Source organism: Paenibacillus sp. FW101-FHT12H11 (genome assembly GCF_058790355.1).
Genome location: NZ_JBYTCO010000009.1, coordinates 309,960 through 321,762, shown reverse-complemented (window position 1 = coordinate 321,762; position 11,803 = coordinate 309,960). Strand labels below are relative to the sequence as shown.

The window sequence follows — 11,803 nt, the reverse complement described above, 5'->3', positions numbered from 1 at the left end:
TTACGAGCAGAGAGGTTCTCACCATGTCAGAGCAAGAACGCAATACGCTGTATGAATTGATGGGGGGAGCAGAGACGGTTCGCCGGATTGTGGAAGCATTTTATCCTAGAGTGCTGCAGAATCCTTTGTTGGCGCCCCTGTTCCCTTCGGATATTGAACCGGTTATGGATAAACAATATATGTTTTTAAGCCAATTTTTTGGAGGTCCGACGCTGTATTCCGATGTCCATGGACACCCTATGATGAGAGGGAGGCATATGCCTTTTCCTATCACAGTGGAACGTGCAGACGCATGGTTAGGCTGTATGGCTGGAGCTATGGAGGAAGTGGGTTTGCCGCAGGATCTACGGGAATTTTTACTGCAACGTTTGAAAGGTTCCGCTTATCATTTTGTGAATACACCTGAAGGAGAATAGTTCTTCTTTCCTATACTTTCCAGAGAAGAGGCGGGGTTTCAAGATGGTTGAACCTTTGTACGAGATTTCAGTGAAATGTACGTATTGCGACAATTCCTTCAAATCCATGAAGGTTCGTCCAAGCTTCAAAAAAGCGAGCAAAACAGACGCGGATTTCTGCGTTCACTATAAGGGCATTAACCCTGATTACTATATCGTGAGGATTTGTCCTTACTGCGGTTATGCGCATACGGAAAACTTTTCAGATAAGTGGAAGTCAGCGCAACGTGAAGCCTTTCACGAGAAGATTGCGAAAAACTGGACGATGCGCAGCTTTGGCGGCGAACGAACGTGGGAGACTACCTTGCAGGGTTACAAGCTGGCGCTGGTCAGCGCGCAAATTAAAGAGGAGAAATCCCGCGTTGTAGCAGGACTTCTTCACCACTTGGCGTGGCTATACAGAACCAAAGGCGATTGGGAGCAAGAGAAGCGGTTCTTAGCTTTTGCCTTGGAAGCGTATGTGCACGTATATGAAAATGAAGGCATGGAGCTCAACAATGCAAGGCTAATGTTTCTGATGGGGGAACTCAACCGCAGATTGGGCCGTTTCAATGATGCAGTCAAATGGTTTTCTCGCATCATTAACGACCGTAAAATCATGGACGCTGCGATGATTCGAGCAAGCCGCGAACAATGGATTGTAACTCGCGAAGATATGCTCGCCATCCGTATGGAACTGCCGGACGAAATGAAACAAGCTACTTAATAACTCGAATAAAAAATGAGATGAACGCTTGCCTATGTGATGTGGCGATTGCTTGAGTGCGATCCCTTGCATAGTTAAGCGTTCATTTTTTGATCAAGCACTTGGAGTTCCTTGTAGTGGGTGAACCGATTTTTTCCTTGGCGTTTGGATTCATAGAGGGCTTGATCGGCTTCATAGATCAATTGGGTTAATGCAGCCTGGAGCGATTTAGCGGTAGAAATGCCAATAGAAATCGTAATAGGTGTTGCGACGCTTTGGTTCTTATGAAGGAACGATTGGGCAGCCATAAAGCATAGGCGTTGGGCGTATAAGCTAAGTTTAATCGGTTCGGTCTCTGAACTGAGAAGAATGAACTCTTCCCCGCCGTATCTTGCCAGATAATCTTCTTCGCGGATATGGTGCCGAAGGACATGGCTGATTTCTCTCAGGAGTTGATCACCTTCCAGATGCCCGAAGAGATCATTATATTGTTTGAAATTATCCAAATCGATCATCATGATAGACATTTGCCTTCGATGGAGAGCATTGTTGGCAATGGGCATAAAACTGCGCAGATTAGGAAGTTTGGTTAAGCTGTCTTGATTGGCTTGCAGCTCCATTTGGCGTTGTAAGCGCCAACTTTTATTCTCATCATTAACCATAATGATAAGCGTGATGAAAGTAGCGGACATGATAGCCAACATGAAAAGCTGATCACCGACATAAGGCCAGGACAAGCGGCTTATGAGCAATCCATGAATCAGGAGGCGCAAGAGAAAGACATACGAGCATATTTGGAGACCGTGTCGAATAGGAATGTCCAAGAAGCCATTGCGGTATTCTTTATTATGAAACAGGGAGCTTATTAGTGCAGGGGCGAGCAAATCTTGTGCGATGTTGAACCAGGCATGATTTTCATGTGAAATGAGGCTGAAGCCCGTCGGTAAGACGGTTGAAAGAAGGGCAATCGGCATTCCGTAACGTAAGCCGGCCATGAAGATAGGCAAGGAGCGTAAATCTATGAGACCGAGCGGCTCAGGCAGAGGTTCGAGCATCATGATGATACAAGCAAGACCGGTGAGCAAAGGCGCAAGAAGCTGCTCGAAAGAATCGGTCAGCATCTTGCTTCGTACTTTCATAGCCACGTAATTCAGTGTGACTAGCGTGCATGCACTTGTCAAAGGAACGAGATACTCATTCATAGGAACTCTTTCTACTCCTTGCGCTTGAAAGCTACGATTGTTTCGTTCGTATAGCGGTGTCCGCCAATAAATAGTCGCGGTCTGTGTCAATGAGCGTCAGCTTGTTGTGACAGCAAGGAAACACAAGCAGCTTTTTTTTACCTTCGTGAATGGATTTCAGTTCGTGGATTTTCAGCGGCAGCAGCACATTGGAGCTATGGCAAAACGGACATTCGGCCACATAAACGTCCTTCATTACAATGTCATAAGGCCAAGTGTTGGCAAAAGGAAACAACACAGCTTACTTCGATTCCGGTTCGCTTGTTTCCGAAGTGGAAGATTTCGCGAGCTCTGCTAGTTTTTGAAGTAAAATATGTTGTGGCATATGCATGAGATGTTCCAAAGGTACTTTAAGCTGCTCAGCCAACTTAACGGCTGTTTCTGGAGAAATTTGTAACGGTTTCATTATTGTTATCACACCATCCCGTTCCGATTTTTTTGCAGGAACTTTATTTTATTGAATCATACTTCTTACCTATAAGCAATGAGGAAGATTACGATGATTGCTCCTGATAGACCGTTTATGATTTAATGAAAGTAGGAAAGGAAAGGTGATGGCTTTGCTTCATTTACCTCTTAATCAAACGTGGAATTTAGAAACTTTTTTTCCTGGTGGAAGTGAGTCTCCTGCATTCGCAGCACATCTGAAGGAGCTTCAAGCTTCGATTGCGGCTTTCCAAGAGCAGGTGCGGAACACACCATCCCCGCAGCAAGCGGCAGAAACGGATGGTCTTGCGAAGCTGGTTGAATTGTTCCAGAGTAATTTGAAAAATATTCACGAGGCTGATTCTTTTGTAGGCTGTCTGCTTGCCGATAATCAGAAGGATAAGAAAGCGCCTGTATTGAATGGACAGGTCAAAAGCTTATACGCTGAGCATCTGTCGTCACTTACACATTTTGACCAAGTGCTTACTGGTATTCCGGACGCGGTATGGTCAGAGATTTTGAAGAAAGAACCGTTCCAAGCGATCGCATTTCCACTTCATGAACGTCGTGCGTTGGCACAAGAAAAACTGTCGCCGGAGCAAGAAGCATTAATCAATGATTTGGCCGTAGACGGCTATCATGGGTGGGGCGACTTGTATAATTCTACCGTAGGTCAATTCCGTATGCCTGTGGAGGTTGACGGAAAAACGGTTGAACTTTCCGCCGGCCAAGCGTTTAATAAGCTGCACACAGAGAACCGTGAAGAACGGCTTGCATTGTTTGACAGTTGGGAAAAGGCCTGGACAGACAAGGAAGATTACTGCGCAGAAGCGCTGAATCATCTGGCCGGATTCCGCCTTCAAGTGTACAAATACAGAGGTTGGAACAGCATACATAAAGAGCCGCTTGCGATTAATCGCATGGAAGAGAAAACGCTGAATGTCATGTGGGAGGTCATCGACCGCAACAAAGCGATCTTCGTCGAATATTTGAACCGCAAAGCGAAGCTGCTTGGCGTTGAGAAATTGGCGTGGGTGGATGTCGATGCACCGCTGGGTGACTCCTCGAAGAAAATTTCATACGATGAAGGCGCAAGCCTCATTATCGAGCAGTTCGAGCGCTTTAGTCCGAAGCTGGCCGCCTTCTCGGAGCAAGCCTTCGAGAATCGCTGGATTGAAGCTGAGGACCGCGCTGGGAAACGCCCAGGCGGCTTCTGTACATCGTTCCCTGTCGCGGGAGAGACAAGGATCTTCATGACGTATGGCGGCACGCTGAACAACGTCTCAACGCTTGCGCATGAGCTTGGCCACGGCTACCATCAGCACGTTATGACGGATATGCCGGCCCTCGCGCAAGAGTACGCCATGAACGTGGCGGAAACCGCGTCTACGTTCGCGGAAATGATCGTTGCGGACGCTGTTGTGAAGAGCGCATCGACCGATGAAGAGCGTATTATTTTGCTTGAAGATAAAATCCAGCGGGCGATCGCTTTCTTCATGAATATTCATGCGAGATTCATTTTTGAAACGAACTTCTATGCCGAGCGTCGTCAAGGACTCGTAAGCGTGGAGCGTCTGAATGAGCTGATGGTAGACGCGCAGAAGGTTGCCTACCAAGATGCGCTGAGCAGCTATCATCCGCATTTCTGGGCGGCTAAATTGCATTTCTATGCAACGGATGTGCCTTTCTACAACTTCCCCTACACATTCGGCTACATGTTTAGCGCCGGTATTTATGCGAGAGCAGTGCAAGAAGGCGCGGCTTTCGAAGATAAGTACATCTCTCTGCTGAGAGATACGGGCAGCATGAACGTGGAAGAGCTTGCGCAGAAGCACCTTGGTGTTGATCTGACTGAGCCGGACTTCTGGCAAAGCGCTGTGGACATGGCGATTCAAGATGTGAAGGAATTCATGCGGCTGACAGAAGCGAAAATTCAAGTTTAAAAAGAAAAAGGGATATCCTGGAGTAGATTGTATCTACGCCAGGGCATCACTTTTGTGTGTGTATAAGATTAATCTTACAGCTTGAAGACTTGAATGGTTTGCTGCAGGTGGGTGACAACCCGCGTCATTTCCTCAGCCTGAGAGACAATGCCTTGGACGGTAGAGATCTGTTCGTTCATGGATGCCGAAACCTCTTGTGTTCCTGCAGCAGATTCCTCCGTGATTGCCGAGATGTTCTCCATGGCAGCAGCAATTTGCTCGGAGCTGACTAGCATTTGTTCGCTTTCTTCGGCAAAGCGGTTAATTTCTTCCGAGATAAAACCAACGCTATCGACAATCTGAGCGAAGACTGTTTCGGTTTGATCGATAAGTACGGTTTGCTTTCTAACGACATCTTCGTTGACTTGAATGCTGCGAATGGCTTCCTGGATGCCTTGCTCAATGCTCTTGACGAAGCCAAACACTTCACGAGTAAGGGACGTGGACTCCTCAGCAAGCTTGCGCACTTCTTGTGCGACGACTGCAAAACCCCGGCCGTGCTCGCCGGCTCTGGCGGCTTCAATGGAGGCGTTAAGCGATAGCAGGTTCGTTTGCTCAGCAATCTCCGAAATGGAGCGGGTTACGTTGGTAATACCGGCCGCTTGACGAGCCAACATGTCAATGGTTTCGGAGACCTGCTGCGTGACTTCTACATTTCGCTTCATGCCGACGCCTTGGCTTTCAACGGAAGTACGCCCCTTCTCAACCAGCGTCATCATCTGATCGGAGCGATCTTTCATTTCCTTAGCGGAACCTGCGTAATTGACAATCTTCACTTCTATGTCTTTGGTCGTAATCGATACACCGGATACTTCTTCTGAAATTTGACCGGCACCGGCAGCCAGCTCATGGGCCGAAATGCTCACTTGTTCCAGGACCGTGCGGAAGTTTTCGTTCTTGGAGTAAATATCACGGCTGGTTTGGAAAACTTGCTTGGATATGGATCCTGTATCGCGAAGAATATCACGCAGTTTGTCGATCATTTTGTTGAAGGACTGGCCAAGTTGACCTAGTGTATCGTCGGACGTTACCGTTACCTTTTGAGAAAAGTCGCCTTTGGAAATGTTGAGTGCAATGCGGGACAGGTCGGCCACAGGTTCTGTCAATTGGTTTTCAAACCATCGAATGAAAGGGTAGCTTAACCCAAGGAGCAAAACCAGGAAAATAATTCCTAGTAAGCGGTTCCATTCCGAAGAAATTGTAAGGACTAGCAGAAATACACAGTTTAAACCTATTAACCCGTAGCAGCCCAACTGTAATTTCTTTCTGAAAGATAAAGTTGACATTTTATCCAAATTGACCGACTCCCTTGCGAAATTTGTTATGTATGCAGGAATAATGGACTATGTTTGAAAATTATAACATTGAATCTGGAAATATTCTACACAAATTCGACAAATATCGTTCGCATTCGATGAATACAAGTAGTATATATAAAGGGTGAATTAAGAATAGTAGAAATTTTAAGAATATTAAAATAAATTGTTGAAATTTGTAAATTATGTCGATATAATAGGTCTACAGTCGTAATTTACATAATAAGTAAAATTTAAAAACTTAAGGGGGAAGATGATGAGTTTAGATCAAATGTCACTTGCAAGACAAATTGATTTGGTGTTTAGAAGGATTAAAGATGAGCTATCGCATGTAAGTTCAGGTACAGTGTTTGTGCACATCAGGAATAATGAAATTGGCAAGTTTGGCGTGAAGCATCTCCCGTTCGAAAGCAAGGACGGTGTACTTCCGGAGATTAAGGTCAAAGGTCTCACGGAGATTCAGTATCAATCTTTTCGTCAGATGGCGCTTGAATCGTTGAAGCGTAAGAAAAGTTGGACACACGGAGAAATTTACTTTGATTTCACGGTTAGGCAAGGAATATTGTCGGCAAGCATTACGTTTGAAACCAATTATAATATGGCTAACATGGTCAAGACGATTTAGCACTTATCCTATAATAGAAACACCCCCGGTCGCATGGATGACCGGGGGTGTTTGCTGTTTTTGATTGTTAACCGCGATTTCTGCTGCGATACAAGACATAGATAAACAATGGAGCTCCAATGGCAGCTGTGAACACGCCGGCTGGAATATCGAGCGGCTTGAATACGAACCGTCCCGCTAGATCGGCAAGAAGTAGGAGTAAGGAACCAGTTAACGCGGAAACGGGAATCAGCGATCCGAAGCTGGGTCCTACCAACTTGCGGGCGATATGCGGAGCCATGAGACCGATGAAATTAATGGCTCCTCCGAATGCGACGGCAGCGCCAGATAGGGCTACGCTCAAAATGATGAGCAGAAAACGCTGGCGTTGTACGCTGCTGCCCACATTGCGGGCGATGTCTTCGCCTAAGGATTGCACCGTAATATGACGCGCATATAAGAAGATGATCGGGATCAGCACTGATACCCAAGGTAGAAGCGGGTAGACCGCCTTTTGCCAAGAGACGCCGTAGATGCTCCCAGTCATAAAGGTCAGCGACTGATTCGCAAGAATGATAGGTCCGGATATCATCATCAAATAAGAGAGCGCGCTCATCGCGGCTGTGAATCCTGTGCCGATCAGGACAAGGCGAAGCGGGGTAATCCCATTTTTCCAAGAGAGGGAGTAGACCAGCAAAGTAGCGATGAAGGCGCCGAGAATGGAGGCAACAGGCAGCCAGTGAATACTGATTTTATCCGAGAAAAAGAAGAAAAACGAAACCGCTCCGAGTGTAGCTCCACCCGTGGAACCAATCGTATCCGGCGAGGTTAGCGGGTTTCGCACAATCCCTTGCAGGATGGAACCGGCAACACCCAGGGATGCGCCGATTAACACAGCGACAATCACGCGAGGCAAACGCAAGGATCGGACAATCATGTTGCTGGGATCCGTCCCATAGCCGAAAACGGCGCGTACGACCTCAACTGGCTTGATATAAATACTGCCGATTCCTGTGCTTAGGATCATGACAATAATGACTGCTAGAAGCAAGATCAGTGATACAAGGAGAGATTTCTTGCTGACTCTATAGGAAAAACCTTTGTTTCGAAACGTCATATGTCGATTGGAATGACTCATTTCAGCAGTCCCCCTTTGCGAGCGATGTAGATGAAAAAGGGAACTCCGAGAATGGCCGTCGTTACGCCAACATGAACTTCCTTCGGCATAACGATGAAGCGGGCGATGACATCAGCGCCAACGAGCAGGATGCCGCCTAGAATCGCACTGTAGGGAATGACCCAGCGATAATCGATGCCTACGAGGAATCGGACGATATGCGGGATGATGATCCCGACAAAAACAATCGGGCCTGCGACAGCGACGGAGCCCCCTGCCAATACGACGATAACGACAGCGGTAATGAATTTTATGTAAATTGTGCGTTGTCCCAGCCCTTTGGCGACATCGTCCCCCATGGACAGGATGTTGATGTGCGGCGCAAGTAAAAATGCTCCTACCCATGCAATTAAAATATAAGGATAGACCGATTGAAGCATGGCCATGGTTCTTCCTTCAACTGATCCAACAAGCCAGTAGAGGACTTGGTCAAACGCTTTACCATTTCCTAGCAAAATGCCTTGGGTCAGCGAAGCAAAAAAGGCTGTCATCGCTGAGCCCGCCAGCGTAATCTTCATCGGCGTTAAGCCATCTCTGCCTAAGGAGCCAAGCCCATAGACGAGGGCTGAGCTCACAGCAGCACCCAGAAATGCGATCCATGTGAACTGTGTCAGACTAGATACATTGAAAAATCCAACAGACAACACGATGGCAAAGGCTGCGCCTGAGTTAATGCCAAAAATACTTGGCGACGCAAGTGGATTTCGTGTCATTGCTTGCATAAGCGCCCCCGCAACAGCCAGGCTTCCGCCTACGAGTGCGGCGATTAACGCTCTTGGTATTCGAACGGTCTGAATAATGATGGATTCGTTCGAAGGATTCGTTAAATGGTCAAACGATTGCATGACCTGTGCCCAAGTATAGCTATGTAGACCGAATCTGACGCTGCAAACCATCATCCCGGCAAGCACGATAAGGGCTGCCAGCAGTCCAATACCTTTGTACAAAGGATATAGACGTTCGTTATTTGAAGAATTCATAGATAAGTGCCTGCTTCCTTATTAGATGCTTCGTTTATTTTAAAGAGAAAGGCAGGGGAAGTCAACGATTTTGAGAATCATTATCAATTTCGATTGACAGAACCTGCGGAAGCGAGTACCATGTACGTTAGATAATGATAATCGTTATCACATCATTAATTGAAACGTGTGGAGGGAACATAGTAAGATGTTTGGGAAAAAAAGACAGTTAAAAAGAGCTTGGGCTCTTGTTGCCATTATGTTTGTTGTATCTATTGTTTTAGCAGCATGTGGAGAAAAGCCTAGCGCTCAGCCGGCAGCATCCGCACCTGCGTCTGCAGCACCGCAAGAAGCCGCTAAGTCCGATGCTCCTCGTACGATTAAGCATGCGATGGGGGAAACCGCTGTACCTGCGCAGCCGAAGCGAGTTGTTATTTTGACGAATGAGGGAACTGAAGCCCTTATCGCTCTTGGAGTTAAACCGGTAGGTGCCGTTGAATCCTACTATGGAAATCCATGGTTTGATCATATCAAAGCCGATATGCAAGGTGTAACGACAGTTGGTGGAGAATCACAGCCAAACCTGGAGTTGATTGCATCCTTGAAACCGGATCTAATTATCGGTAATAAAATGCGTCATGAGAAAGTGTACGACCAACTTAAAGCAATTGCTCCAACGGTTTATTCGGAGACATTACGCGGTGAGTGGAAAAGTAACTTCGCCCTGTATGCTGAAGCGCTTAACAAGAAAGCAGAAGGCGACAAGATCATTGCGGACTTCGACAAACGCATTAACGATTTCAAAAGCAAAGCCGGCGATAAGCTGAAAGAGAAAGTCGCTGTTGTCCGCTTCATGGGCGGTAAAACGCGTTATTACTATGGAAATATGTTCACAGGTGTAATTTTCCAACAAATTGGATTCCCGCGTTCGGATCCGAAAAGCGATGAGAAATCATTTGAGGATATTACCAAAGAGCGTTTGACGGAATTGGATGCTGCGGACCGCGTGTTCTACTTTACATATGAGCTTGGCGATGGTAAAGGAACGAAGCAAGAGCAGGAATGGATGAATGATCCGCTTTGGAAAAACCTCAAAGTTGTGAAAGAAAATAAATTGGTAAAAGTGAACGATGCAACATGGAATACAGCTGGCGGTGTGAAAGCAGCTAATCTTATGCTTGATGATCTGTACAAGATCTATGATGTAAAACCTTAATGAATGAGGGGACTGCTTCTTGCGAGCAGTCCTCTTTCGGTTCCCGGACGCAAAAAGGAGGGCCTCCTTGCAGTAGCGTAGCTGCTTCAAGGAAAGCCCTCACTTGTTAAGTATGGGAGAGATGTTATCTGCTAAATCTGTTAGCGCTGCCGCCTGCCAGCTGTTGTTCAGCAATTTGAACGAGGCGACGTGTGATGCTGCCCCCAATGGAGCCTGTATCACGGGACGTCATGTAGCCATAGTAACCGTCTTGAGGAATCTGGATACCTAGTTCTTGAGCAACTTCATATTTCATTTGATCCAAAGCTGCTGTAGCTTGTGGAACAACTAAAGAGTTGCTGCTGCGAGATTGTCCTGCCATCTGATATCACCTCCAGTAATAGGTAGTATAATCTCTTTTGTAAAATATACTCATCATTTTTACTGGAAATTTTAGGTATTATTTTGGAAAGCGAAAAAGCAGGATTGGACAGTCTTTGTTATAATAAGAAAAGCAATGGGAGAGCGGAGGCGAAATTATGTTTGAACTATCTGTAAAGGGCTGGTCCCATGATAAAGACTTACAAATTATACAGGCGGATGTCCGCATGGCGGTAGGCGACAGCGTGATTATTGAAGAACCGCAATGCGTCGACGTGGGGCTCCCTGCGCTTTTGTACAGTGCACTGAAAGATACGGAGCCAAATCGCTTTGCGCCGCCGGATCAATGGGAGCAGATGCCTTTTTTTGTTTGCGGCTGCGGAGACCCGGAGTGCAGGGGATTTTCATTTGTCGTGCATCATTTGCCAGAGGAACAAATCCAGCTGATTTCGGTTGAAGAGCGAACAAACGGTACATACCGCGAGCTTGAGACCCACAACATACCGGCTGATCACTACAGGAAAGAGGTTCTGGAGATCGGAGAAACCTATTTGGCATTCATCAAAGGGTTGGACTATAGGCCCTATTTTGCAGATACGGTGAAAGTAGTTGAAGGGCTGGTACATCAATTACATCAACAACGACGGAGTGAATAGGATGGCAGCAGTAAAATATTATGTCGTTTGGGTGGGGCATAAGCCAGGGATCTATCGATCGTGGGCAGATTGTCAGGCGCAGACCAAAGGATTCCCGCAAGCGAGATTTAAATCCTACGAGTCCGAAGCGGAGGCGCGTCAAGCTTTGGAGAAAGGCTGGCAGAAATCGCTGAATTTCGGAGGAAAGCAAGGCGCTGCTTCCGGCAATAAGTCGGCTACCCCTGAAACAGCTCCGGAAGTGGACTATGACAGTCTGTCCGTGGATGTGGGATGCTCCGGGAATCCGGGCATTGTGGAGTACAAGGGTGTCGACACGCGGACGGGAGAAATTCTTTTTTACCAAGGTCCCATTTCCAAAGGTACGAATAATTTAGGCGAGTTCTTAGCGATCGTGCACGGATTGGCTTATTTGCAAAAACAGGGCAGCAACAAAACCATCTATACGGATTCGGTCACGGCTTTAAGCTGGATTCGCAAAAAGGAAGTTTCGACCAATTTGGTGCGGGACGCTTCGACGGAAGAAATTTGGTCGCTGGTTGACCGGGCGTTGAAGTGGCTTCGGACGAACAGTTACTCGAATAAGATCGTGAAATGGGACACGAAAAAGTGGGGAGAAATCAAGGCTGATTTTGGCAGAAAATAAACCCTTGCTTTTACATTGACGCGTCAGTACACTAAAGGGAGAATTTTGACGAAAAGTGTGATATGATAGATTCATTGTTTTTA

The 11,803-nt window shown here is 46.7% G+C and carries 14 protein-coding genes; 7 read left to right on the top strand and 7 right to left on the bottom strand.

Features of this window, described 5'->3' with window-relative positions:
- Positions 1 to 23 precede the first annotated feature (23 nt).
- Positions 24 to 416 (top strand): globin domain-containing protein, encoded by a 393-nt coding sequence (locus AC3WTJ_RS27585; protein ID WP_492524516.1) that lies wholly within the window; start codon positions 24 to 26, stop codon positions 414 to 416.
- 43 nt (positions 417 to 459) lie between these two features.
- Entirely contained in the window at positions 460 to 1,161 is a 702-nt protein-coding gene (locus AC3WTJ_RS27580) for a DUF2225 domain-containing protein (protein WP_492524515.1), read from the top strand.
- A 74-nt stretch (positions 1,162 to 1,235) separates the two neighbouring features.
- On the opposite strand, the gene AC3WTJ_RS27575 is transcribed toward AC3WTJ_RS27580, so the two are convergent.
- Genes AC3WTJ_RS27575 through AC3WTJ_RS27565 form a run of 3 tightly spaced genes read right to left on the bottom strand, consistent with a single transcriptional unit; the run spans position 1,236 to position 2,787 of the window.
- Positions 1,236 to 2,342 (bottom strand): GGDEF domain-containing protein, encoded by a 1,107-nt coding sequence (locus AC3WTJ_RS27575; RefSeq protein WP_492524514.1) that lies wholly within the window; start codon positions 2,340 to 2,342, stop codon positions 1,236 to 1,238.
- 31 nt (positions 2,343 to 2,373) lie between these two features.
- The gene (locus AC3WTJ_RS27570; protein WP_127453219.1) at positions 2,374 to 2,616 is read right to left on the bottom strand and encodes a hypothetical protein; all 243 of its coding nucleotides are present in this window, start codon (positions 2,614 to 2,616) and stop codon (positions 2,374 to 2,376) included.
- Between the two features lie 6 nt (positions 2,617 to 2,622).
- Entirely contained in the window at positions 2,623 to 2,787 is a 165-nt protein-coding gene (locus AC3WTJ_RS27565; RefSeq protein ID WP_407870931.1) for a YycC family protein, read from the bottom strand.
- Between the two features lie 148 nt (positions 2,788 to 2,935).
- Between AC3WTJ_RS27565 and AC3WTJ_RS27560 the strand changes: the two genes are divergently transcribed.
- Positions 2,936 to 4,750 (top strand): M3 family oligoendopeptidase, encoded by a 1,815-nt coding sequence (locus AC3WTJ_RS27560; RefSeq protein ID WP_492524583.1) that lies wholly within the window; start codon positions 2,936 to 2,938, stop codon positions 4,748 to 4,750.
- A 74-nt stretch (positions 4,751 to 4,824) separates the two neighbouring features.
- Here the strand turns inward: AC3WTJ_RS27560 and AC3WTJ_RS27555 are convergent, their stop codons facing one another.
- A complete protein-coding gene (locus AC3WTJ_RS27555; RefSeq protein WP_492524582.1) occupies positions 4,825 to 6,075 on the bottom strand; it encodes a methyl-accepting chemotaxis protein in 1,251 nt (416 codons plus the stop codon).
- Between the two features lie 286 nt (positions 6,076 to 6,361).
- Between AC3WTJ_RS27555 and AC3WTJ_RS27550 the strand changes: the two genes are divergently transcribed.
- Positions 6,362 to 6,730, top strand: a complete 369-nt coding sequence (locus tag AC3WTJ_RS27550) for an O-methyltransferase (protein WP_492524513.1) — start codon at positions 6,362 to 6,364, stop codon at positions 6,728 to 6,730.
- A gap of 67 nt (positions 6,731 to 6,797) precedes the next feature.
- Here the strand turns inward: AC3WTJ_RS27550 and AC3WTJ_RS27545 are convergent, their stop codons facing one another.
- Positions 6,798 to 7,847, bottom strand: a complete 1,050-nt coding sequence (locus tag AC3WTJ_RS27545; protein ID WP_492524512.1) for a FecCD family ABC transporter permease — start codon at positions 7,845 to 7,847, stop codon at positions 6,798 to 6,800.
- Positions 7,844 to 8,866, bottom strand: coding sequence for a FecCD family ABC transporter permease (locus AC3WTJ_RS27540; protein WP_492524511.1), 1,023 nt, complete (start codon positions 8,864 to 8,866; stop codon positions 7,844 to 7,846). Before AC3WTJ_RS27540 ends, AC3WTJ_RS27545 begins: the two co-directional genes overlap by 4 nt.
- Before the next feature lie 187 nt (positions 8,867 to 9,053).
- Here AC3WTJ_RS27540 and AC3WTJ_RS27535 point away from each other — a divergent pair, with 187 nt between their 5' ends.
- On the top strand, positions 9,054 to 10,061 hold the full coding sequence (locus AC3WTJ_RS27535) for an ABC transporter substrate-binding protein (protein WP_492524510.1): 1,008 nt from the start codon (positions 9,054 to 9,056) through the stop codon (positions 10,059 to 10,061).
- A 124-nt stretch (positions 10,062 to 10,185) separates the two neighbouring features.
- Here the strand turns inward: AC3WTJ_RS27535 and AC3WTJ_RS27530 are convergent, their stop codons facing one another.
- Complete coding sequence (locus tag AC3WTJ_RS27530; RefSeq protein WP_127453012.1) at positions 10,186 to 10,422, bottom strand: alpha/beta-type small acid-soluble spore protein; 237 nt, start codon at positions 10,420 to 10,422, stop codon at positions 10,186 to 10,188.
- A gap of 157 nt (positions 10,423 to 10,579) precedes the next feature.
- Here AC3WTJ_RS27530 and AC3WTJ_RS27525 point away from each other — a divergent pair, with 157 nt between their 5' ends.
- Positions 10,580 to 11,077, top strand: a complete 498-nt coding sequence (locus AC3WTJ_RS27525) for a hypothetical protein (RefSeq protein ID WP_492524509.1) — start codon at positions 10,580 to 10,582, stop codon at positions 11,075 to 11,077.
- A 1-nt stretch (position 11,078) separates the two neighbouring features.
- On the top strand, positions 11,079 to 11,720 hold the full coding sequence (gene rnhA / locus AC3WTJ_RS27520) for a ribonuclease H (protein WP_492524508.1): 642 nt from the start codon (positions 11,079 to 11,081) through the stop codon (positions 11,718 to 11,720).
- Positions 11,721 to 11,803 lie beyond the last annotated feature (83 nt).